At 53.8% G+C, this 24,875-nt stretch carries 15 protein-coding genes and 1 pseudogene; 1 reads left to right on the top strand and 15 read right to left on the bottom strand.

The genetic code is table 11. The features are described 5' to 3' along the window. Positions 1-608, top strand: a 608-nt coding sequence (locus WH277_RS05185; RefSeq protein WP_339504794.1) for a Tn3 family transposase, incomplete at its 5' end; no start/stop codon positions are given. 36 nt (positions 609-644) lie between these two features. Here WH277_RS05185 and WH277_RS05180 read toward each other — a convergent pair. The 15 genes and pseudogenes from WH277_RS05180 to WH277_RS05110 all read right to left on the bottom strand — a co-directional run. Continuing rightward, a pseudogene (locus WH277_RS05180) lies at positions 645-878 on the bottom strand (helix-turn-helix domain-containing protein); the annotation flags it as partial. 394 nt (positions 879-1,272) lie between these two features. Next, a complete protein-coding gene (locus tag WH277_RS05175; RefSeq protein WP_339504793.1) occupies positions 1,273-1,494 on the bottom strand; it encodes a DUF2188 domain-containing protein in 222 nt (73 codons plus the stop codon). Between the two features lie 462 nt (positions 1,495-1,956). Further along, positions 1,957-5,067, bottom strand: a complete 3,111-nt coding sequence (locus WH277_RS05170) for a hypothetical protein (RefSeq protein ID WP_339504792.1) — start codon at positions 5,065-5,067, stop codon at positions 1,957-1,959. Positions 5,068-5,383: 316 nt separating this feature from the next. Further along, complete coding sequence (locus tag WH277_RS05165; protein ID WP_339504791.1) at positions 5,384-8,092, bottom strand: TrlF family AAA-like ATPase; 2,709 nt, start codon at positions 8,090-8,092, stop codon at positions 5,384-5,386. 708 nt (positions 8,093-8,800) lie between these two features. Continuing rightward, entirely contained in the window at positions 8,801-9,673 is an 873-nt protein-coding gene (locus WH277_RS05160; protein ID WP_339504790.1) for a restriction endonuclease, read from the bottom strand. Positions 9,674-9,744: 71 nt separating this feature from the next. Then, positions 9,745-10,686: an Abi family protein gene (locus WH277_RS05155; protein WP_339504788.1), complete on the bottom strand. Its 942-nt coding sequence runs from the start codon at positions 10,684-10,686 to the stop codon at positions 9,745-9,747. Positions 10,687-12,005: 1,319 nt separating this feature from the next. Then, positions 12,006-13,070: a Replication protein gene (locus WH277_RS05150; protein WP_339504787.1), complete on the bottom strand. Its 1,065-nt coding sequence runs from the start codon at positions 13,068-13,070 to the stop codon at positions 12,006-12,008. Between the two features lie 274 nt (positions 13,071-13,344). Beyond that, the gene (repA, locus tag WH277_RS05145) at positions 13,345-13,605 is read right to left on the bottom strand and encodes a replication regulatory protein RepA (RefSeq protein WP_339504786.1); all 261 of its coding nucleotides are present in this window, start codon (positions 13,603-13,605) and stop codon (positions 13,345-13,347) included. A 141-nt stretch (positions 13,606-13,746) separates the two neighbouring features. Next, the gene (locus tag WH277_RS05140; protein ID WP_339504811.1) at positions 13,747-14,286 is read right to left on the bottom strand and encodes a phospholipase D family nuclease; all 540 of its coding nucleotides are present in this window, start codon (positions 14,284-14,286) and stop codon (positions 13,747-13,749) included. A gap of 101 nt (positions 14,287-14,387) precedes the next feature. Then, positions 14,388-15,170 carry a DsbA family protein gene (locus WH277_RS05135; RefSeq protein ID WP_339504809.1) on the bottom strand — a complete coding sequence of 261 codons (783 nt, stop codon included), beginning with the start codon at positions 15,168-15,170 and terminating at the stop codon, positions 14,388-14,390. Between the two features lie 37 nt (positions 15,171-15,207). Next, positions 15,208-15,411 carry an Hha/YmoA family nucleoid-associated regulatory protein gene (locus WH277_RS05130; RefSeq protein WP_339504785.1) on the bottom strand — a complete coding sequence of 68 codons (204 nt, stop codon included), beginning with the start codon at positions 15,409-15,411 and terminating at the stop codon, positions 15,208-15,210. Positions 15,412-15,432: 21 nt separating this feature from the next. After that, complete coding sequence (gene mobF, locus WH277_RS05125; protein ID WP_339504782.1) at positions 15,433-20,955, bottom strand: MobF family relaxase; 5,523 nt, start codon at positions 20,953-20,955, stop codon at positions 15,433-15,435. Beyond that, positions 20,952-23,525, bottom strand: a complete 2,574-nt coding sequence (gene traD, locus WH277_RS05120) for a type IV conjugative transfer system coupling protein TraD (RefSeq protein WP_339504779.1) — start codon at positions 23,523-23,525, stop codon at positions 20,952-20,954. The genes mobF and traD overlap by 4 nt, the downstream gene beginning before the upstream one ends. 130 nt (positions 23,526-23,655) lie before the next feature. Then, the gene (locus WH277_RS05115) at positions 23,656-23,970 is read right to left on the bottom strand and encodes a hypothetical protein (RefSeq protein WP_339504777.1); all 315 of its coding nucleotides are present in this window, start codon (positions 23,968-23,970) and stop codon (positions 23,656-23,658) included. Positions 23,971-24,174: 204 nt separating this feature from the next. Further along, positions 24,175-24,753, bottom strand: coding sequence for a hypothetical protein (locus WH277_RS05110; protein ID WP_339504774.1), 579 nt, complete (start codon positions 24,751-24,753; stop codon positions 24,175-24,177). Positions 24,754-24,875 lie beyond the last annotated feature (122 nt).

Below are 24,875 nucleotides of genomic sequence, written 5' to 3'. Positions count from 1 at the left end.
CCCATTATGGTGCCCTGAATGAGCTGGCCCGAGGATGTGTTGAACTTTCAAAAATAGAATCCCAATGGGATGAAATGATGCGAATGGCGGGTTCACTGAAGCTTGGGACCATCCATGCATCAGAGCTTATTCGTTCACTGTTGAGAAGTAGCCGACCATCTGGTCTGGCTCAGGCGATTATGGAAGTGGGCCGGGTGAACAAGACTTTGTATCTTCTCAACTATATCGATGATGAGGATTACCGGCGTCGGATACTCACTCAGCTCAACCGGGGAGAAGGACGCCATGCAGTGGCTCGAGCTATTTGCTACGGACAACGTGGTGAGATTAGAAAACGCTACCGTGAAGGTCAGGAAGATCAACTGGGTGCTCTGGGCCTGGTGACCAATGCGGTTGTGCTGTGGAATACACTTTACATGCAGGAGGCGTTGTCACATCTTCGCAAATCGGGGGAAACTCCTGAGGAGGAGCACCTGGTAAGATTATCGCCGCTGATACATGGCCATATAAATATGCTGGGGCATTATACGTTTTCGTTACCAGAAGATATTTTGAAGGGCGAGTTAAGGCCGTTAAATTTCAATACAAACAATGAATTAACCTGTTAGCGTGGTTTTTTACATCATTGGACCTCGAACCCCAAGTTCAGCAAGGCCAGGAACAAGCTGCCGATTACCGCGCAATCCACGGCGGCGGTTCGCCAGTGCCAGCGGTCCGGACTCGCGATACCGCGCAAGCAGACGCCGGCAGTGGCGATCCGTAAGGCCAAGTCGTTGTGATGCAAGCGAAGTGGTGAGCCTGCCATCAATGACGTCCTGGAGGATCTTGAGGCGGTTAACTTCATTCATCGTAAAGCACTCCGAACCGTAAGCCGTCATCAGTTGCGTCCTCAGCCGGGAAACCCTGGAAAAAGGACGATAAAGCGGACATCTCAATATAGCCAGAGGCGGACATCTGAATTTAGCCGTTACATAGCCAGTTCATATAATACTAGTTATGTTAAATTAAAAGCGGATCCGCGGGATTTAACAGATGAAAGCGTGAGGAGGATTTGCGAGACCAGGAAGGATAACCCCCCGCTGTCGTTTCTGAAGCGCCGGTGACGGGTTCACGGTCTACACGCAGCTGCCCCGTCCTGCCGGAATGTCTGCTCTGAGCGAAAAGCAGACGCGTAAAAGCCCAACGAGAACACCTCTTAATTTAATTTAATTTAAATAACTGAAATATATAATAAAAAAAGAGCCGATCAGCTCTTTTTAGTATAGGTTTGGGCTATCCTTTGGGGGGGTATTTATCTTTACCGTGCGAATCTTTTTCACGAATTTGACCATCTCTTCCATGAATTATTAATTCACTACCTTGATTTTGTGTAATAGCACGAGCTGCATCGATAGCTTGCTGCTGTGTGTCATGTATCGAGGTCGCTTTTATATTACCTGCCCCTTTTACTGCCCACTCACCGTTATGAGGAACCACGTGCTGGTTTTTACCCATTTAATGCCCTCCAGTAGTGTGAAATTTAATTTTAGATCCATTTTGGCTCAAAAAATACAACATATAGTATTTTAGTTGATCAAAATCACAATATGTACACGACCATACTATTCAGCTCCACATAATCCAATTGGCACGATATAGGCAATGTTCGCATTTGGCACATATCTGACGCTCACCCTTACCCATCCTCTCTGTTCCCGGGCATATTGTGCTCCTCTGCGTCAGCCCATCGATGCCAACCATGGCTGAGTTTGAACCAAGATCCGGGTTTATCAGTTTCCGGATCTGCGGGATTTAACAAATGGATTCAGAGTGAATATGGTGAAGAGAGTGGGAAAAAAAGGCACTTGATCAGGAGAGGAGAATTTATGACGATTACACTGTAGAAAAGGTAAATCATGCAGGTAAGAATCTTTTCCGCTTACCTGCATGATACTTCAGAAGCAACTGTCCGAATCGTTAAGCCGGGCTGAAACGCGCAATGACGTTACCGGTGAAGTCTACCCTGACATCACTTACCGACATGAGCTGTCCAGTGAGCCTGTCACCATTGCTCTCAATCCATAACGTGGTGAAAATCGTGCCGTCAGGATAGCGATAAATACCAAGGCGGCTGAAGTAATCCCGGCGGACGAGCATGGCGAAATCCGGGCCTTCCCGGCTGGCAGCATAAACAATACAGTTTTTAACCGGATACAGGCTGAAGTTATCACTGACAGGCGTCTGATTAAGCGCGGGCGGACGTATCGCGTCCATTTTCAACTGCTGCATTCCGTCACCGTATAATTCTCCGGAAAGAATAAGAATATACTCTTGGCCATCCGATGCCAACTCTCCTACCTGTCGAATCACATCACTGACATTATTTAACTCATATAAGTTTTCGACTACATCCTTTTTCATTTCATCAATAACGTGGTTTATGAATGACCTCTTTATCACTTCAACCGGCATCAGGAAATTGACATTATTTTCAGTATCCCCCATTAGCATTTCTTTATTGATATTAACCCTGCCTTTCAGCGTAAACCCGCTATTATAGAGAGATGCATTATGATAAATCTCGAAAAGGGACAAAATGGCGTCTGATTGCATGACGCTTCCCCATGCACTTGTCAGCTCATTATCGACAGCCCTGAGACGGGAACTGGATACTAAGGTTTCAGTAATTTTTTTCCTTATGATGCTATTAATTTCATTAACGTATGCATCGATAATTTCGTTAAAAGCTGTCGCGCGTGGAGGGTACTCAGACGGGTCGATTAAATATCCCGAATAGGCAACAGAGGCATCCATTTTAAGCCTGGTGAGCTGATAAAGCAGCTGCGTACTGGCGCCTGAGGAGAATGAGGCTGCCTCAGCAGCTCTCAGGATACTGTGGCTTAATGTACTGGTTTCAGGGGAAAGGGTTAATGCCAGCTCCGCAAAATAGGGGTACAGGCTTCGAAGGTCGAAATAAACGCCGGAATAGACGCGACCGGGAATAGTAAACTGCTCTTTTCTGCCGCTCAGGCGCTCTGTTAGTTCAGACAGGGTGTCATACCAAGACCCTTGGTTACCATAATTGCCGCTTTCAAGCCGGAGGATGATGTCGATGACGTCAGACATGCTGCGGATGTTATGCGTCATGGCATCGTGTGAACCCGCCGGGTATACGATGGAATTATTCAAAAGTCGCATAGCGACGTCCGTCAGTCTGACGTTTTTACCGGGCTTCAGATGAGCAATGATGTACCCGGCAGTAAGCAGGCGAAGATCGGTGACGGCGTTACGGTAAGCCACGGCCATGGCAGCTTCTTCATCGTAACTGTGACCGTCCAGAAGATTCGCCCATGAATCATCTGTTGCCTGAGAGTCCAGTAAATTCGGCGTCATTAAAACGCTATGCCAGTGATGTTCGGCCTGCCAGTCACGCTTCTGCTGGGACTGGCTGAACCACAGGTTCAGATGATCCGTGGCGTGGTCGGTAGCAAATGTATCGTCACTGCTGACTGCAGAAAGAATTATATGCGGGGCACAGAGGAGATGGGTTATAAGACATTTCCTGTATGTTCGCAAGGTAAGGCCTTTTTTACGTTGTATACGCAGTGACATCATCCAGCTTTCGTGTGATCCAATGAAAGCCGCAATCATTTCACGGTGGCGCTGCTCCTGGCTTACAGTTAACTCTGAAGCAGCACCCTTCTTCCAACCGATAAGGCAGTCCCATAGTTCCACTTCTGTTTCGATACTTAAACTGACGTCCGCTGTCTCCTCAAAAGAACGGTCAAACAGGAGCCATGGCACACGCAGAATCCGGCTGAAATACAGGGAGGTAGTTTCAGTTGTTTTGACGGCTTCCCACCCCAAGCGTACTAAATCATAATGAAATGAACGGCTGAACGTGTGCAGCCACCCGCCTCCGCTGCACTCATCAAGATAATTGCCGTTGTCATAGCGGAAGCTTCTTTTAAGCCGTGTATAGGTTATGCTGAGCCTGTCCACAGCTCCTTCAAATGCGCCGAGGTTTTTATCCTCAAGCGCATCATAAACTTCACCAAAAAATTCACTTGTAAAGGCAGAATATCTTATCGGCTCCACCTTTTTTTTCTTTCTGAAACAGAAACGGAAGAAAAACGCCCATGGATAAGAATAATATACGTTCTGCGATGCTAAGATGGTGATATGTTCGTTTTTTATTGAACCTGACGGCATTAAATAAAGATATGCGTCCCCACATCCTGAGGGCTTTAACATTTTCAAAAGAAACTTAAGCGGCCATGTATATATATCGCTTATCATCTCACCATCTTTCAACTTTATTGAAATAAGGTCGTATTCCTTTTCATCCAGACCGGTTGCGTAGGGCATTATTTCAACCCCATCGACTTTTAGATCTCTAACCTCGTCACCAGGATATATCAGCCATTTCCCCCTGAAAGAATTTTCTACGTACTGCATAACAGCGCGTGAATGAAAATACTTAAGCATAATCCTGCTACGTTTTCCGTCGTCCAGCACATTCAGACTTTGTATGAAGAACCAGACTGAAAGGGCGATGTTCAGGGTCATCCAGAAGAACGCAACCACCGAAAATGCTTTGTTTAAGTAAGAGTCACCGATCGCTGAGAGCAAACCGCCGATGAGAATAAACGCGGAAAGGGAAAGCCCGCTAAGACCTGAAAACATGTACCCGGAATAAAGCTGGTAGGCAGCCTGAATATGTTCACGGGTAGATTTTTTCTGAAAGATAACGCTTATCAGCCCAACCACCAGTGGAAAAACGATGCCGATAATCGTCAGCTGCCCGCCAAGCAGCCCTGACTGCCAGGCTGGCAAGTCTTTTATACCCTTCAGGTAGCTTGCTGCGAAGTGCTTAAACGGAGAGCGGAAGCAAAGGGCAACAACCAGAGCACTTATGGCTGCTCCCCACAGAAGTACCATAGCCTGCACATAATGTGTAGAACACCAGGCAATAGCGCGTTCAAAACGGTTCCATCTAAGATCCCTGTGCTCAGAATTTTTTTTGAGCTTACTTCTGATTTCTGCGCTCAGCGCCCGGCTGAGGTTACGAAAGAATAATCCGCGCATTTAAATTCCTTCTCAAGGCCCACACCGTGGACGAAGTTCAAACAGCGATGATTCTACATCATTTAATGCGATTCCATTGTTCGGGATAGTCAGCTGCTATTCCAACTTTAAGAGCCGGCACTTGCGGTTTTCGGATCTGCGGGGTTTAACAGATGAAAGCGTATGGAGGATATGGCAGAGCAGGACGGATAACCTCCTGCTGCGGCTTCTGGAAGGCGGTGACGGGTTCATGGCCTGCACGCAGCTTCCCCCGTCCCGCCGGAATGTCCGCTTAGAGCGAGGTGCGGACATACTTCGTTGCCCACACCTCAGAATATTAAAGTGCTGGTCTTAGTAGGCCATATTTACGCTCACGCTGCTCAAATGCGACATGCCCACCTTCTAGTACGTCGCATATGGCCTTACGCATGGTGTTGCCATGAGCATGTTCACCGTCTTCCAGCGCACCACAGCGGTAGCTAATCACTTCATCATTATTGCTTGCGACTAGGACCTGCTCGGCATCACAGTTCACCACAAGATTCGCATTGTGAGTAACGATGATGACTTGGCGATACTGTTTTATTTTACGGAATAGCGGCACTAGATGATGCATGATAAAGTCGTTATCAAGGTCATCTTCCGGCTGATCGAATACAAAAGGTGAACCAAACGGATCAGTCGCAAGCTTCAGACAGACATAAAATGTGCCTCGCTGACCAGCGGATAACTTCTCGACCGTCTTACCTTTATATGTAAATTTAGCCTTAACACTGAGATAGGCGGAAATTTTATCCAAGCTAAACAGATGAGACAAGAGTTCGTGCGGTCCAGCACTATTGAAATACTCTTGTTTCCATAACAGATCACCCAATGAAATATTACTCATTCTCTGTTTATCGTCTGGAATAGAAAGAATACTTTCACCTTTAACCAAACGGTCATAATCTTCGACGGAGTTGACATTAAAGATGGCTGCAAGCTTATCAACCGATGATTCTCCTTCTCGTGATGAACGGAACTTTCCTCCGTTCATACATTTCAAGGCCCCGGTATAAAATGCCTCGCGATCAAAGACCACCTCGCCGTAGATCCCGATATCTTGTAGAATATCAATGACAAGAGCCTGCTGTGACTTTGTGTAGTGTTCTTTAGTTTCAGATAGAGAAGAAAAGGCCGTATCTACTGTTTTCTTCTCCTGCTGTATGTGGTTTAAAACCCCCTCGGCCAACTCTTTTCTGTTAGCCGTATTTTTTCTAGCCAGTTCAATCCTCCGCTGAGACTCATTTCGTTGCTGTTCAGCACTATTAATTATCTGTTGGTATTCCGAAACTTTGTCAAGGAGACCAGATATATCTTGTTCAATACCCAGTTGTCGAAATTTGCCTATGATTTCTTTGTTTTTTAAATTTTTAGCTTCTGAGTCTATGTTTGCTAGTTCTATTTTTTTATCAATAACTTTCCTTTGGTTCTCAAAATCTACATGGGGAACCGTAATCTCATCAGTACCTTTAGCATTAATTAAATCAATCTGGTCATTCAACTCGCTTTCTTTTTCTTTTAATTGAATTAGGAAATTTCTCATCCATGTTAATTGTGCATTAATTTCTGAAATACATTTTGCGTTATCTTGAAATATTTTTATTAGCTCACGGTTTTTCTCACTGGTCAGAGTATCAATGTGTTTCTGTGTATCGGCTATCCTTGCAATGTGATATTCAGGCCTATTAATTCTGATGCCTTTTTCATTCTTCATGTTGAAGAACTCAAAAAAAGTACGAAACTCACTCAGGTTAGTATCCAGATCATTTCTGAGTTGAACAGGGAAGGATTGCGGCGGAAGGCGGAGCATTTTCTTTATTTCATCACTGATTTTTTCTGGCTCCTGACACAAATCTTTTATTTCTCCTTGTGAGACGTGAAGATAACTGTAGGAGTTATCTTGCCCATCGAATTCTTGTATCTCTCCATCAGTCTTATTCAACTGAACGCAGAGACGTTCAGGAGACACCAAGCGCGAGCGGACATTTCCGGGGCGTGATGGGGTTAAACGCGACTGTAGGCCGTCCAAGATCAGACTTTTACCTGTTCCCCGACCACCGATAATGGCAATCATATCTTCACTCAGTGGTATGGAAAGCTTTTTAAATTTGATTGATTGTCCATCAAAGATTTTGCCTTCGATCTCAATGTTGCTGAAGTGTACCTTTACCGTTCGCTGATGAAGCCAGTTTTCATCAAGTTCTAGCCTAGCTGCAGGTTCAATTAGTGTCTGGCGCAGGCCCTCAAAAGTTGGCTTTGCCTTCACCCAGCTAAACATGGTACCAATCTTATCCATATCATGTGCGTCGGAACACCGAAACACCGGCATAGCGACAGCTCCAGCATAGCGTCCAGTGTTTAAGAAATAATCCCGCGAGTTAAGAGCCCCTTTCATTTCAGAACCGTCAAGTACAATATGTCCGTCTTTATCAAATTCTGTGGCGATTTCATGAGAACGTCCTTCCGTACCGGCACGGAAACCACCATAACCGTTAGGGCAAACCGCGAGAACCATTTCGCTGAAAAAAGCGAACTGCGAGTTCATATGTTGGCACACGGCGCTATAATCTACAGTGATAGAAGCGATATCTTTTCCATGTTGCTCTAGGCTCTTCTGACTGCAAAAAACTTTTTTTCCGCTAACTGAAGTTGTAGCTATAGGTAGAGTTGAAAGTGCTTCATTAATTCTCTCAGTGGGAATAGATTCTGAAAAAATGAGGTGGATATTGATCCATTCACCTTTTTTATTTTGTTGGGAAACTCTGAGTTCAATATTTGGCAACACAGTTATATGCAAATTCTGCTTTTTTATTTCTTCGCGTATAATTTCTATTTCATTATCTGCAAAGAAAAAATAATTTGTTAGCCCAATAAGAGAAACCCCCGACTCACCCAACTTTTTAACAAAACCTTGAATATCTTTAGGTTCTGTAAATTTGTTAGCTAACCAAGTCATTGGACTGTGGATATGCAAATCCCATTTGTTCCACTCAGAACCTTTCATTTTTGTTCTCCGTATCCTGTAGTTTACCTACTGTATGTGAATTCAATCATAAGCCAGCATTTACTGGTGCACCACTAGTTCGTAGCAGCGGTATCTCGTAGCTCTTTTCCCATTTTTCAACGCAGAATATTGTTAGCAACTTCCGCTCCTGGCACAAAGCGGACCGTCATGCCTGCTTAAAAAACAGGCTCAGCGTAGGATGTTTTCCGTTTTCCAAGCGGCCCCCTTCCAGTGGCCCCGACTTGACATCAAACTCACGGAGACAGAACAGACGCTGACTCGTGGACCTGATTTTGAGAACAATGAAAACAGGGGTTCTGTGCCGGAACCGCCGAAATTTCCGGCATTACGAATTAGTCGATTTTTGAGGCATGTTTGGTATGTGCAGACGTGTACGTTTATGGTGTCGTGATTGAGAATTTATCCGTACCAGCTATGTGAGACGTTGTAATCAGTGATTTTCCGCTCCAAACAGCTATTTCTTTGCTGTCCGGTTGACGACGGTCTTACGTACAGGCGACCGAATGCCAAAATTATGCGTTACGGAAAATTCGCGGTTCCGGCGTGCAACCCCATTTACGGTCAATCTGGTTGGTATGGCAGTCCGCTTGGCAGGTCCAATAACTAACTGCAGCCAGAAGGGCCTGACCCAGATTTACCGATGAGATTCACACCTCGCGCGGGAATGATACTTTCTACCTAACCCTGTTACTTGCTGATATTCGGGTAAATTTCGTCAATCTTGACGTATAAATTTCCCGTTTCGGCTGCCCGTCGGATTTTTTCTTCCATCAACATCCTGAAACTGATGTTGTTTTTTAGCATCAGAACCAGATCATAACCGCTGACACAGATGACCTTCTTTCCTCTTCCCCAGGCATCCAGGCCACTTCGGGTAAACCCTGCCCAGCTGATGAATACGCCACGAGCCCATGATATTTTCTGATCCAATTTCCCATGAAATGCATGTAGATCTGCATTTCCTGTTTTTGTGCTATGCCATTTTGCTTCGACAAGATAGGTTTCGTTATTCAACAGAAAACTGCCGTCTATTTGTTCGCCCTTCAGTCTGAATGCGCCTTTAGGTGATAAATAGAAAGCGGTAAATAGTTCGTTAAGCCATAATTCAAAGCTGTGCCCACGTTGGTGAGGTTGTTGGTTATGGAGAGCCTCCAAGCCTTTAAGAAAATAATCATTATCGATACCGGTGGGCACAATTAAGATAGGTGTAATACCAGATGCCGCCAGACTGTCGGCCCCCTGTATTTTGGTAACGAATCTGCCATAGGCAGCATCATCCTGGGCGGTGATCACACCGTCAGGAATGGATTTTCGGTATTCCCAGAGTCGGGTGACAACCCTTAGAACGGTTTCCCTGTCTGCTTGTTTTAACAGGCAGCGTAATCTCTTTATTTTGGAGTCTCCATCTTTCCGATAGATGTCGTTGTCTATATCGATGGACAACTCAGATTCAAAAAACTCACGCATCGTTTTGTTTGTAAAATCCAATACATAGCCTGCATTATTTGAATCTTCAAAAAGCTGGTTGAAAATTTTTAGCTCTAGCGGTGTAAATATCATTCTTTATTACCTAAGTTTGTAGCTTGCTCTGTCTGACTGTTTTGCACACTCTGATATGGAAAACACCGATTTTACCGGGCCGGGTGCAAGCTATAGAGTTTATTCCCGTACTCGAAGGTTTGGGAAAGTTCCTGGGAGCCGGCCGAAATCACATTGCGCAGACTGCGCTTTTGCCTACGTGTCAGCGGTCGGGGGGCGCGTGAGAACGTGTAGATCCCCAGTTCCTGCACGGAGCAAATGCGTAGAGCATGTGAAAACAGGCCGGTAATGGCCATGATATTTTCGACATCCGGATCGATGGCATTAATAACCTGCGCGATACGTTTTATTTTCACCCGGATAGTGTCAATCGCTGTAGCGGCATCCGTCACATTCGGGGCTTTCACCCAGATAGGCTGATGATGGAACAACCGATTACGGTATTTTCTCAGCTCAATGAGTCGGTTTTGCAGTTTCTGACGTGCATCTCCGCTACTGCGCGAAAACGTCGCGTAGTTCTTGAAACAGCGCCCAAAAGACTGCGGCCACAGAAAGTTCTGATGATTGCCCGAATTACGACCGGTTGGCGCCGCAAAGTCATCTTTAAGAATGAAATGCCAGGCGCTGAAATCGGTGGCGGCGATGATCTGGTCATGCGACCAGACTGGGGGATTGCCAAGGTTACGGTTGCCCTTTTGTCGTTCTTCCTGTTCCCAATCCTGGTTCAGCTTGTCGATGGCGGCGGTTATTTTCTTGTAGAACATTGTACTTTGCTTCCGGCCTCGACAGTGTAAAGCCGGATTGTCCCACCATTTCTGGCCAAACCGCAGCGTGGCTTCCCGATCAATACTGTTACGTAACGTGATCTCCAGATTCTGCAGTAACGGGTAGATCGAGCTGGCGGCGTGCTGTGTCCAGATGTAGACCCCGTAAACTTCGCAGTTCTTTACCGGGCGAAAAGTGGTGATGAAGTGATTCAACCTCGGTGTGGTGATAAGAGGTAGGATGGAGGCATAGTTAGCGTTCTGTGGCATGTTCTTCCTTTCCTGACGGGCGATCCGGTTGACACGCAAGTTACGGGGGTGTAAATTAGCTTCCGTCAGCCTGCGTAACCTTCTTCCCCTTAACTGGTTCTAGTCGTTACGCACTATAGGCAAACCGCTTTTGAAAGCCCACCTTTGGTGGGCTTTCGTCATTATATCTTCCAGATTATTTTTACCGTTCGCATTCCCTGCACTCCCCTTCAATCTTATACCCACCGCAGTCACAGGGCGCCATCGATAAAAATCCATCATAACTGCTGTAGTCACATTTGTACCACAAACAAACCCCCTTTTGACGTTCAGGCAAGTAGATAACACTGGAGGCTCCGCAGTCGGGGCAGAACTGATGAGCTCAAAAAATAGACTAATTCGCTACGCCGGAAATTTCGGCGGTTCCGGCACAGAACCCCAAAACACGGCGAATAGTGACCGTCACTGATGCGCTTCAGCGCATGAAGGCGACAGATGCAGTCTTATGGAACTCTGTGGGTAAGTGTCGCCGGTAGCGCGGCGCAGCCGCCCTGCACTGATAGGTTCCACCAATCCCACCCACCGCCCTGAAAAGCCAGACCCGTTCACCGCCATGAAGAAGCCTGTTTGCGCCGTCGGAGTGGTCCGGTCGAAGACCGGGCGTATCTCCGCGTTAGCGGGCCGTCAGGACCGCTTACGGGCGTGTACTCAGAACCTGAAGCGAGACCTCTCACAGCAACTCGGCTCTTAGTTACAACACCCATTTTTAAAGCCACACAGTTCCGGGCCGCCGGCCCGGGGCGGCTGGGCTTTGCAGTGGCGACCCGGATGCCCGGTGTGTGTGCGCTGTTGAGGTTTGCACTGACATTACCTGCTCAAGCATTGAGTGTTGTAACTAATACTTTTGACTGCTTCTGCCCCGGCCTGCCGGGGAGCTACTCCTGAAGATGATCGTGCGAAACTGTCGCTTCTTTAATGACGCAGGAATATGCCCTGAACGAAGTGAAGGGAGCTACCCCTAAGCCATGCGAAGCAGGCTCAGGGTACTCTTTCTTTAGAAAGCATGTTTTGTTCAGAAGTAACGTTCGGAATTAACGATATCCCGTCAGTACTTTTCGAAGTTAATGACTCACACGGTCGTGCTGCTGGCAACTGTTCGAAGTTAACTGAATGCTTACTGTACTTTGCTGCCGGCGGTGGCCGTTTAACGACGGGAAGCGTGGCCACGAATGCGGTCGGGGACGAATTTCAGGCGTGCGCGGGCCTGCCGGGCGCGGGAATGACCGTTCAGCGCCAGCACAGACACCGCGACGGGCGCGGTTATTTGAAGAGGGTGTGTATCAGAGGGTGACGCCGGCGCGCTCCAGCAGCAGACGGTAATACTTCTCGGCATCGGTCACGTTCAGCTGCGGAAACTCTGCCTTAATGCCCTTTTCCAGCGTCATCTGCATTGCCATCGTCAGCGCACCGCTGGCCGCATAACGACGCCAGGCGCTCTGATATCGGTCGGTACCGTTACGCGGGCGCAGCTGCCGCAGCGTGCCGGCATGTCCGTCAAGCGTGCGTTCGAGTTCGGATACAACTCGCTGCTTCTCGGCGCGCAGCTCAGGGCTGACAACCCAGCGCTTTATCTGCTTCAGGCGGTTTTTCAGGGAGTGATGGCCATCGATGTTGATGCCCAAGCGGGCCATTTTCAGCTGGTGACGTTCGTACTTCTCGCGCATGGACTGCGCAACGCCCGAGGCTACCGCCCACTGGCGGTATTTGTGCAGGTACTGGCGCACGTTTTCGAGCGTCATGCCCCGCGAGGCAAAGAAGTTTTCGGTGAGGAAGATGCGCATCGGCTTGTTCTGGCCAGAGTCCGTGTCGCGGTCACGGTGTACGACGACGTAGTCAAGCTGCTCAAGCACGCGCAGAGCGTTGAGCAGGACGTCATACGCCTTGCGGCCGCTCTCATAGAAGTGAAGAACGCCCATCCGACGCGCCATGTCTTCGACCGGAAGCATCACTTCAAACATGTATTCACTGTCAGGGCTGTAGTCGCAGTTGGCGGCCAGCACCAGGGAAAGTGCGGTCAGGGCCTCGCGGCTCTCTGAACGGGGGGTGATACGCATGGGTTTCGGGCGGAACGTTTTATCAAACATCCGCGAGTAAGGGGTGTAACCCTGACGGCGCAGCTCGGTCAGATCGGCGTTACGACACCAGTCGTGGCCACGGATGCAGGCCACCACTTTGGACGCCATGCCGCGCGGGGTTTTTTCATTAAACTGAGGCTGGTGATTGCGGTGCGTTTTGGCTTGCCCTTTGCGCTGACGATTGGACTCGCCGCGACGGGAAGTACGGTATGCACCCGCCGGTGCTGTAGCTGCCCCGGTCGGAGAAATCGTAAAAATGTGCTCAGACACAGCTCCCGGCACTTATGTTGCGCGGGGGGAGTTGACCTTTAAAAGCCATGAACATATACTCCCTGCATAGAGCAACAAACTCTATACAGTTTTAGTGGGCCCCGTTAGTCTTCTCCTTAGTCGCCAAACCGAGGAAGATTATCGGGGTTTTTGCTTTTTCAGGTTCCGGTAAACTTCTCTTCAGACCCTGTTCCCTGCCACCTTGCGGCGTGGCCCACCAAAATATCTTTAACGATCGGTAATCTACCATCCGAACTCTAAAGAATGCAAATATTTACGTTTCGTCGTTTCTGCGTTTAAACTCGTTTTCAATGATCGTCTCTAACATCTGAGCCTGCGTTACACCATCTTCAGATGCTAAAGCCTCAAGCTTTTCTTTCTGCACGTTTGAAATCACCGCGTGTAAAGCCCGATGAGTTTCGCTGCGCCGCTCAAGGGATGCCTTCTGCCGTTCTTTGGCTGGCACCGGATTACCTTTTCGGTATGAACGCTTAACTTTCGATGAGGAAGAATCAGCATTTTCAACGTGCGACATCTCAGCCTCCCCATAATAAAAAATGGATCATCGTCTGAGAATACTACAACTTCCTGAAATCAGCGACTTACTTTATACAACGGCGTGACCGGCGTTGGCGCGCCCGTTACGTCAGTAAAGTAAGAGTGGAGTTTTGAGAGGTTAATTTGCGGGAGACCAGTCGGTTCCCATGTCCCAGCGACTCTGCCAGTGCACAAGGTACTGTTGTGCAACCGAAGGCATGTCTTTCAGCAGCAGCGCGTTCTCAGAGTTATTCCGGGCTGCCGACCTACTGAAGTTATAGCTGCCCGTTTCCACATTGCGCCCGTCGGTAACGATCGTCTTGTCATGCATGATTCTGAAAGCGCTCACCGTCCTTACCGGAATACCCGCACTGTCCAGTAACGCCATCGCTGCCTGACCGGAACGGTTATCGTTGCCTTTTGCATCGAGCACCACCTTCACATCTACGCCCCGGCGCTTTGCTGCCATCAGGGCTTTCACGACTTCGGGTGCCGTGAACGAGTATCCCATCAGCCGGATGCTCTCCCGGGCGTCATTAATCGTGCTGAGGACCAGCTGCTCCGCGCTGCCTTCGGGGGAAAAACCCACGCTCACCGACGGCGCTGCCATCACCGGCGCAGCGCTCAGTAACAGCGACGCGCTGACGAGCGCCGCGCACAGAGTTTGAACTCTCTTCATCATGTATGTTCTCGTTTACGGCCCTGACCGGGCCGGACGGGCTGAGGCGTACCGCAGCGAAGCGAGGAACGAACAGTCCGCCCGGTAGGGGCAGGATGGGGTCAGGGTTTACCGGACGCGCGATCGATGGCGGCCTGCAGCTGCTGCACCGGAACGGCACCGCCCAGCACGGTCGTGTTCTCCGTCGTGGCCCCGGACAGTGGCATGATGATAAAGCCGGGCGTCCCGGTGAGCCCGATGGCCTGCGCCAGTCCGTCGTTGCGTTCCGTAATCACCTGCGCAGACACCGTTACTGGATCTGAGGGAGCGAAGCCGGCGGCGGTGCTGACCTGGTCAATGTCAGCCTGCGTGAGTTTGCCTTCGTCGTGACCCGTGGCGTAAATGCCGTTGTGATACGCCATGTAGGCCTGCGCCCCCTTCTGCTTCCAGACCTGTAGCCCGCGCTCTGCCGCCGTTTTCGACGTTTCCCAGCGACCGGCAAAGATTGGCCAGTCTTTAAAGATATACTTCACGTCAGGGCGGGCTTTCATCACCTGTTCAACCACCGGTGCCATCCGGCTGCAGTACACGCACTGATAATCGAAGAACTCAATGACCGCCACGCGTGCATCCACCGGACCGACGGAGGGTACGTCCGGATCCGTTGTCAGCGCCCCCTGCAGCTTCACCGCCGCCGTGCGCATCGAGAGCGACAGCCTGTCGGCCTGCTGCGCCTGTAGCTTCTGGCTGACCTGCAGCAGGATTTCCGGGTGGGCAAGCAGGTAATCACCGGCAATTTTGCCAATGTCCGCCTGCTGTTGGGGGGTAAAACCGTCTTTCGTAACGGGGTCAGCGTGTGTCTCCGCACCCGCAGACGCGGCGCAGCACAGCAGGGCGGCCGTCATGGCCACCTTCAGTAAGGTCTGTTTCAAAGGGGTTTCCTCAGCGCACGTGGCGCCACAGTGATTTGGGTATTTTGTCAAACAATCGTCCGGCGAACAGTTCTGCCCGCCGGTGGTCGGCGGCCGCGTTAAACAGGTAAAGCGCGTCGCCGGTCAGGGTGTGGTTCTGGTGCTCTGCCACCTTCTCCAGCGTGTCGGCGCTCTGGCAGCGTCTGAGCCGGTAAAGCCAGTCTTCTCTCGTCATTTATCTCTTATCTTCAGCAGGTTATCGTTCCTTCTGGATATGACGCTGCCCGTCATGGTTAAGTTCCCCGTGCTCCATTTCCCGTCCCCGTTCCCCGCCCGGCGGCAGGGTGATTTCCTGGCGGCGGTCGAGATCGCGTGCAGCCGCGTCGAGCACCTGCCGGCTGACGCTGAGATCCGGCTGCTTTTCAGGCGGCCTGAGCGTCTGCTGCAGCTCGTCCTGCATCTCACGAATGACCGACTTCGGCACAGCTGCCGCGACGTTCTCTGCATCAGTCCCGGCGAGTTTCACCTGGCTGAGAGCCGTCTTGAGCTGTTCTGCCAGATCGGGTTTCTCACGAAGGACCGGAATATCAGACCCCGCTTCAATTTCCGCGCGCACCTGCCGGAGAAGGGCTTCATCAGGTCGGTCACGCGTCTCATCGCGCGGCGGCGCAACATCAGGCAGCCTGTCACTGTGTTCAAGCTCTGATGCCACCATCCGGACCAGCGCCTGCATCTCCGCCGTGCGGTCCGGCTGAGGCACCTGCCCCTTGCTCATCTTCAGCATCTGCGCAGAAGGTGCCTCATCCCCCGTCTGCCAGACCACCCCGGATTTCGGATTATCCCGGGCCACCGTCAGCGCCTCCTGCAGCGTGGCCACCACCCGGGTTTCCCCGTTGCGGCTGAGCTGCACCACCGCACCCTGTGCGCGTTCCGTCGTCACCATCCTCACCTCCCCGGTCAGCTTAACGTCACCCTTCGTGTTTAGAGGCTGCATGGCCAGCCCCGCCGTTTTGCCGTTACCGTCATACACCGGTACGGCAAGATGCAGCTCAGGATAACGCCGGGTTGACGGAATAATGCGCGCCGTCAGCGCCCCCTGCGTCAGCCCTTCGGCTTTTGCCCAGGTACGCCCGGCTGCCGTTTTACGCAGCGGCTGCCCCATTGCCCAGATACCTTTTGCCTGCTGCCGTTCCTTTTCCGGTGCCAGCGCGTCATGGGCAGTTTTGAGGTCACCACCCCCCTGCTTCAGCGTCTTCAGCCAGTCATTTACGCCGTCCGTCCAGATCTGAACGTGCTCTTTCGCACGCGACACGCTGATGTAGAACGCCCGCATCCCGCTCATACGCTCACGTGAACCTTCCGTACCCTCCAGTGCAATAACGTAGTCGCTGCTGGCACCCTGAGCGCCGTATCCGGTTACCGCCCAGGCGTAGTCGATATGGCGATCGGCCAGCGTGTCCTCCGGGCGCAGGGTTTTCACCTCCGTGGCGTTGCGCAGGGTCAGGGTGCCGTCGGCCCCGACTTTTTCAACGCGATACTGTTCATGCGCGCTGTGTCCCGCCGCCTTCTGCGTTTTGTTAAACCGCAGGCTGTCCCCCTCCCGCACCCCGAGCGACTGACGCTCAAAAACTTCAATTCCGGTGGCGTTCAGCTCTGCCGGCGAAAACCAGCGCGTGCGTCCGTCCTCATCGCGCAGGATGACCTTATCTGTCCCCCGGTCGACGGCCATCACCGTCAGGTAACGGTCGTTTTCCAGCACCACCTGTCCCGCTTTCCAGTCGGCAATACGGCTGAAATCGTGACGGCCACCGCCGATACGGGCCAGCACCGGAACGGTGACCTCCAGACTGCCCAGCTCCCCGCGCTGCGCAAGCGCCTCGTGAATACCGGCGTTAACGGCCTGACGGTCGGCGTTCAGCTGGGTGATGATCAGGGTTTTCTCCCGGGCCTCCGGCGTCCGGCTGACCCAGTCATTAACAATCCCCTCCACCGGAGTTTTACTCTCCATCACTGAATGCGCTGGGGCAGTCGCGCCGTCCTCACGCATCACGACGTCGGGACTGACGCGGTTGATTTGTTCCAGCGCCGTGGCCGCCCGGTTATCGATAACGCTGTAGACCGCTGACTTCAGGTCTTCATTACGCTGGCGAACAATCTCCTTCATGATGGCCACGTCAGCCGGGCTGCGCTCCTGCTGCAGCCGGAATGCTTCGCCGCTTTCCGGCGACGTCAGCTGTGCGATGTCTCCGACCGTCACCGCCCGGCCGTCACCGGCGGTGATAGCACGGTAAGCGGCAGCGGTGTCCTGGTTACCCAGCATCGAGGCCTCATCGATGAGGAACAGCGTGTTGCCGAACCGGACATCTTCGCCTGCCGCCGTCCGCTGCTGCCAGTCCAGCACGAACGATTTCATCGTCTGCGCCTCAATGCCCGCATCACGCATCTCTTTCACCGCGCGGTGCGTGGGCGCCAGGCCAATGATCACAGGCCGCTGGTCTTCAGGCAGCGTCTCCGTGGCTGACTTCACCGCCCGGAACTGCGTGGTTTTCCCCGTACCCGCATACCCCTGGACCAGGGTAAAACGGTCATCGCTTTCCAGCACCATGCGCGTGGCCGACTGCTGTCCGGCGGTCAGTCCGGCCAGCACCGACGGGTCCACCAGGCTGAGGAGCGGGACAACCGCCCCTTTCCCGTCGCTGATATCCCGCAGGATGGACTTCTCCATTTCCCAGGTCGCTCTGGCCAAATAGGTGGCATCGCTGCCGCCCCGGATGGCCAGCAGGTCGCCGTTCTTCACCTGGCGGGTAATTTCCTCACTCAGCGCAGGCACTGCGTCGTTAAACGTCATCGCCGCCTTCAGCAGACTGGTTCGCGTAAAGGCCACCTGTGACATCTGCTCAACCGCCCGGCTCACCGCTTTCTGTGCATCATTCATCAGGGCATCGTTGAGCGCCCTGATGCCGCCGTCAGGGGTCGCCTCTCCGCTGGCCTTTTGCACCAGCGTCAGCGGCGAACTGCCCGGACGCATGCGTGACAGCCGATCCTCTGCGCGGTTCTGCGCCTCTCCGGTGAAGATTTCCGCCTGGTCACCGGACTGGGCCAGCGCATTCAGCGTGCCGGCGTTCAGCTCCCTGCTGTTCAGGCTGGCCAGCACGATGCCCTTTTCATTGTCCCGGCTGCCGGGGGCGGCCACCCAGCCGTGGGTAACGTACAGCGGTTGCCCCGCCTGGAGGGTGATGGCCCGGCTGCTTCCCTCGCGCACCACGGTGAGTTTGCCGTCACCGATCGCGGTGACCGTCATACGGTCGCGGGCTTTCAGGCCGTTGCCCTTATCGCCCGCCAGGGCAAACAGCTGTTCGCCTTTCGCCACGCTGATGTCCTCCGTGGTGAAGGCCCGCCAGTCGCCCGTCAGGGCACTCATTTTCACGCGGGACAGCACGCCATCTCCGTCCACCAGGGAGAGCATGCGGGTGTCGGGATGGACCTGGTCGATGGTGTAGTGCTTCGTTTCATTCTTCTCAGTACGATCTTCCAGCACCATTCCCGCGCGATACGACCCGGCCAGTTTGCGCGTTTTGCTGTCCAGGTAGACCGGCGTGCGGGACTCAACCGTAATGCCGTCCCTGTCCAGCTTGCCGGCGTTCTGCAGGGCATCGCGGATAATTCCGGTCAGCTGCTTCTGCTCGCGCAGCCCCACCACCACGGCGGTGACCGGCGTGTCCGGACCGCTGAGGTCGGCAAAGCGTTCGGCCAGCGCCCGGTAGCGTTCGCGCTTGTCGCTGATGCTGATCACGCGCGCTTCCATACCCGGTGCAGGCTCAGTCAGCGCATGGCGCTCAACGCCCGCCGACTCCAGCACTGAAATCGCGCTGCCGTTGGCCTGACGCCCGGCGCTGTCCAGAAACAGCAGCTGCACCTGTTTCTCATGGGCCTCACCGGTCAGGACCAGCATCTCCTTCAGGCCAAGCCGCTCCGCCCCCTCCACGATCAGCGTGCTGTGGGGGACCAGTGAAAACGTTGCGTCCTTAATACCGCTGCGTGACAGCAGCCTGTCCTGTAGCTGCGGTGATTTGGCCATCGTCAGCCGGCGTTCGGCCGAGCTGGTCAGCACCTGCACTTCACGCCCGCGTTCAAGTGACATTGTCACCAGATCCTCCGCCACTTCCCGCAGCAGGCCGACTGACGCAGGGGCATTCAGGATGGCCACGGGCGCATGTTCGATACCGGCCAGACGCGCCGGAACCTCTTTCCCGGTCGTGCGAAAATCAACAACCCGGCCGTCCTTCACCAGCCCGCCCGCCAGCTGCTGCACGGAGAGTTCATCGAGCAGGTGGATACGGGAGGTAAACACCCCTTTTTCACGGTCGAGCGGCACCAGCTGGTTGTCGCGGATAGCTTCATCAATCGCACTGCGCAACGCCGGGGTGTCCTTCACGCCGGGGCCGGTTTCATGGGCAGTCATCAGCAGGTCACCGTAGGTGAACCGCGTGCGCGAGTCGCTCAGAACCGAGATAGCTTCACGCACCGACTGCAGCGCATCGGCGGCCACAGGCTCTGACTGCTCACGCACCGGCGGGGCCTGAACTGACGCCTGGAATTCTTTAAGATCAAAGCCCAGCCCGTGGATCTGGCTGTTCCAGCGCTCCAGCAGCCGGCGACGTCCGGCCTCGGTCCGTTCGCCCGGGGTCATTTCCTGCGCCTGTTCTGTGGGAGCAGCTTCAGTGACCGGTCTGGACGGTGTTTTGTCCGCATCGCCCCCCACCGGCACCTCACGCTCAGGGACGTCCGTTGCCGGCTCACGGGCGGGGCGGTTCGGTTCGCCTGCCCCGGCAGGTTCGTTCTTCACAGGCTCAGTGCGTTCTTCTGCCGTCAGAAAGTCGGTGGGCACGAGAATCCGCCGATCGTCGTCCCGGGTCGCTTCAGATGCCTGACGCGGTCCGGGTTCACCCGGCTCATAAAATTCCGGGGCGCGTTTCGCCTGGCGGGTGTCCAGGGCCGCCACGTCGCGGCTTTTCAGAGAGGCATCTTCGCCCACCGCGCTGGTCACCTCATGGTGGCGGGTGGAGAATGCCTCGAGCACCGTGTCGGGAATACCCTTGATTTCCCACATGCCGTGCGGATCGCCCGTCAGCGCCGTTTCAAACCCCATCCCTTCCACGCGATCCTTGAGCTGGTTGCGGTAGATTTTCCCGAACGTGGTCTGATGGCGGTAGATGGTCTCGATAAAGCCGGCTCCGTGAACGTAGTCGGTGGCCAGCGCCTTCCAGCTTCCCTCCAGCTCCGTCACGTTGGCCAGCACGGCGTGGGTGTGGATCTGCGGATCAAGGTTGCGCGAGGTGTCGTGTGTGAACAGCGCCGCCACCATTTTTCCGGTGGGAACGATGGAGGTCACGCCGTCCTTCGTGTGCCGTGCGGAAACGTTCTGCTCAATGATGGCCAGCGTTTCTTTTACCGCCTCATGGTGCGCCTCAAGCAGGCGGCGGTCGCCGCCGGCGAGGATCAGGAGCGACACGCTTTTGGGTGCCGAAAAGGTCAGGTCGTGCCCGGGACGGTGTACGTGATTGCCCTGCACCTCTTTGCCCAGTTCAACGCCGTTTGGCAGGCGGCCGTGCAGAAGGTCGGTGAACGCATCGAGGTCAACCGGGCCTTCCAGGCCCAGCTGCTTCGCGCCCTCGCCCAGCCACTGGCTTTCGAGGTCACCGAGAAAATAGTAGTTATCTTTGCTGCTGTAGTAGTCAGCCGCACCTGCGGCCGACGCCACGGGCGCCACGGTCATCATCGTTCAAAGTCTCCGGGTTCATGGTTTTCATGCTGCATGGCGCTGTAGGCTTCCCAGTCGTCTGCAGAGTGGTGGTGAAGGATGTTTTTTTCGTCGTCTGCCATCGACCGGTTGGCCTGAGAGGCATTCCGGTTGCCGTCACTTTTTTCACCGGGCTGTCCGGCTTTCTCCGCACCCGCCGTGCGCAGGTTGAGCGTGCCGTCAGCATCAATTTCGGCCTCCATCACCAGTTCCGGCGCGTCGCCTCCGCCCTGAGCGGACGCCTCATCAGCGTCCTGTGCATCTGCCTCAGATTTCCTGCGACGGTGGAGGTTGAGGTAGTCGATCGCGGTGAGGGGTGCCGGAGTGGCAGGGTTTTTCCGGGTGCCGGCAGCGGCTGTCACCGCAGGGACAGCCGGAGCTGCAGGAAGCGGTGGCGTCACGGGCTTTTCCGCAACGCTGACCGCCGGCGCTGCCGGTTTTGTTTCCACACCCGGCTTAACGTCGGTGTTCTTCTCAGAGAGCACTTCGGTCTTCGCCCGGGGAACCAGCGTCAGCACCGGTGCCAGCGCAGAGGCCGGGGTTTCCGGCACGGCAGGCGTTTTGTCCGCTTCAGCTGCGGCCCGGACGACCTTCCCGGGGTCGGGTTGCGCCACCGTTTTTTCAGGGGCAGAGACAGGAACGTCAAAAGAAGTCCCTGTCTCTGCCGTTGTTGCGCCCTTTTTCTGTTCCGGCTGTTCCAGAATTTCGTCGCCCGTCAGGAACGAGATGCCGGCAGCCCGCGCCCCCCGTTCGTTCTGCGTGATCATCTGTTCCAGCTGCGGGCTTAACGTGTCGCGGATGTTGCGTTCCATCAGGGCGGGGTGATACTTACGCTGCTGGCGGTACTTCAGCTTCAGCTTCACCACCGGGAACTCCCCGGGCAGGCGTACGTAAAAGTTGAGGTTGAACAGGCGCATAATCTGCTCATAGTCCACCACCGGCTCCCGTACCTTGTCCTTGCTGATGGAGACCCCGTCACGCACCTGGTCCAGACCGTAGCTGTTCTGCTCACGCGCTTCGCGACGGCGCTGCGATCCCAGGTCTTCCTCCACGATTTTTGCCACTTCGGCGCTTGGATTACGTCCGTAGGCGCGGGTGTTCAGCAGGTCAAAGATGGTTTTAGCCATTTGCTGCCCGTAAATGGTGATCAGCTGCGGGATGTTCTGAATGCCGATGACAAAGCAGCCGCCGAACTTGCGGGCCTCGGCCAGCGTGCCGGCCAGCGCCGGAATTTTCTGCAGCGCGGCCAGTTCGTCCAGGATGAACCATACGCGGCGGTCAGAATTCTCTCCCATGCTCTGTAAATACAGCGTGGCCAGCGACAGCCACATCGAGATAAGCGGGCGGACGGCGGATCGGTGACGTGCAGACGTGGAGATAAACATCCAGCTGCTGTCGTACTTCTCGTCGGTCATCCACTCGCGGATGCTGAACTCAGGACGACCGTCCCGGTCAAGGCCCTGCAGGTAGCGCAGCGACTTGGCGTAGTTGGTGACGACGGAGCGGATGGAGATGGCGGTTTTTTCGATTTTCTCCTCGACCAGGTTGGCCGACGGCAGATTCTTGAGGTATGCCCGCAGGTCCTTCAGCCCCATCGACATCAGCGTGGTGAGGAACTTTTCTATGCTGCGGTCGGGGTCGGAGGCCATGCGCATCGCGGTATCAGCCGTGATGGTGCGCGCCGACGACACCCAGAACGGGTCCGACTCTCCCTCTTCCGGCATCAGCCCCTCGGTCAGGTTGTCGTAGTCCACCGGGCTGGTACATTCGCGCCACAGCACCCAGTTCGGGCAGCGTTCATCGTGCGGGTTCATCACCACGTCGCGCCGCTCGTCATAGTGGGTTTCGGTGAAGGTGCCGCCGGAGTCCCAGATGATGGCGCGATCACCGCGCTTACGGATGTAGTCCAGCAGCCAGCGTATCAGCGTGGACTTGCCCACGCCGATGGTGCCGTGGATGAGAAAGTTCATCACCTCCGCGTGCTTCACCATGTGCAGGCCGCCAATCTGCAGATCCGACTTTTCTCCCATTTTCTTCAGCATGCGGTTCACGCTGGGGACGTCCTCGGTCAGGGTCATTCCGGAGATGTACTCGTCCTCGCTCTCCTTCCTGCCGATGCGGCCAACGTACCAGGCGATGAGACAGAACAGAGCGCTGCAGAAAACGGCGCTGCCGGTGGCGCACACCTTCAGGTTCACCCACAGGTTCGCCCCCATCTCCCGCATCCACGGGTCCGCAATCACCTGCGCCAGGGTCAGCTTTGCCTTACACAGCTCCGTGCCGTCGCCGCAGTGATACAGAATGTCCCAGGTCGCCGGACTGGAGGGGTTCATCAGCGGGACCAGACTGTAGAACATCCGCCCCGTCCAGTGCCAGAAGCCGTTACGCAGCGTATCGTCCGGCGTGATGCCCCAGAAGATAAGGCCCGTCATCAGAACGAACAGCAGCAGGATCCAGTTGAAGATCCACTGGTTAACCTGCGCGAACATGCGCAGGCGGTAGGCCGTCATCTGACCGCCCTGGGTGAGATTTTTAGGGGTGAAACTCATGAAAGACTCCGGCAAACGCGCAGGCGCAGCCCGCTCCCGTGAGGGTGCAGGCAGGGCGTCATCATTAAAGGGGGAGATGGGCAGGTCGCAGCCCGGTCAGAACGGAAGAAGCGTAAAGGTCAGGGTGCCGTCATTCCGGCTTGTGTTCCGCCGCACGGGCGATGTCCTGGCGACAGAGCGCCAGCACGTCGGCAATGACAAGCGTGGTGCTGGCCAGAACCGCCCCGGCGGCCAGTACGGTCAGCGTCAGCAAAAGGACGGGAACGCCAGACTGGGGAAGATTTTCTGCGGAGTGAATGGCAAGGTCGTAAGTAAAGAGCGAGCTTGTGCTCATGATGAATTTTATCAGTGTAATACCGTGGAACCAGAGTACGAAGGCACTCCAGACAAAGAACAGGGTGAACCAGGCAATCAGGGTACGTACCGCACCGTTAATCTGCAGCATAAAAATCCTTACGGAAGAAGGTTATCAAAGACGCAACGCCCGCCGCAGTCCGGACGGGTTATCCGTCAGGGCGAGGAGGCGTCATATCACAGGAGGTAAAGCAGGCACGGTCACTCCACCGCAGGACAGAACGCGATGAATTATCAGTCAGGGGGTCGGTTCAAAATTCAGTAAACGGGAGGCAGGAAACGTGTTGTCCGTAAATCATTGCAGCTCAGTAGCGGTGCTTACCGTTTCTAAGCGGTGGTGCTGCGCCAGCATTTTAAACTCACGGCTATTCAGCCATGATGTACTGGAATAAAAGGAAATCTGTTTTACCGCTTCGTCATAGGTGTCGGCGCTCACTGCCACAAGCGCCTTACCTCCCTGTTCAAAACAGGACATACCTTGATGGATGTTGACAGCGTTCGGCCCCGCGTCGAAAAGGGTGATATCAGCATTACTGTTTCGCAATATTTGCGATACCTGGTTCATGAAGATGGTTACACCGCTGCCGAGCGCTCCGAAGACGGCCGTAAAACTGGGCGCATTGCCTTTCAACATAGTCGCCAGCTCATAAGCTGCTGGCATCACCGCCAGACCCGGTAGTGCGCGGCATTCAGGGGTAATGCATATGACACCTCGCTCCCGTCGACATTTTAATTCGTCTGTAGTTAATCCCTGCTCACCTCTTCGCAGCAGAAGCATAAGCATCTCTTCCCTGCTCACTACATTCCCGCCGGACAGGCGCAGTTTAATTCTAATCTGGTCAATGATGTTCAACCCGGATTTATTCACGTTCATACGACAAACTCCTGCTATATGGCCACCTCGCAGCAAACAGACTCTGCAAGGCAATCCAGTTGATTGAGGGAGGATCAGGAAAGGGGGGGGGGGGTGAAAACAGAATACAGTAAACGGGAGGC

Origin of the sequence: Erwinia sp. MYb416, assembly GCF_037479575.1 — a bacterium.
Taxonomy (GTDB): Bacteria; Pseudomonadota; Gammaproteobacteria; order Enterobacterales; family Enterobacteriaceae; genus Erwinia; species Erwinia rhapontici.
The sequence above is the reverse complement of the archived record's forward strand: the minus strand, read 5'-3'. Positions and strand labels throughout refer to the sequence as shown.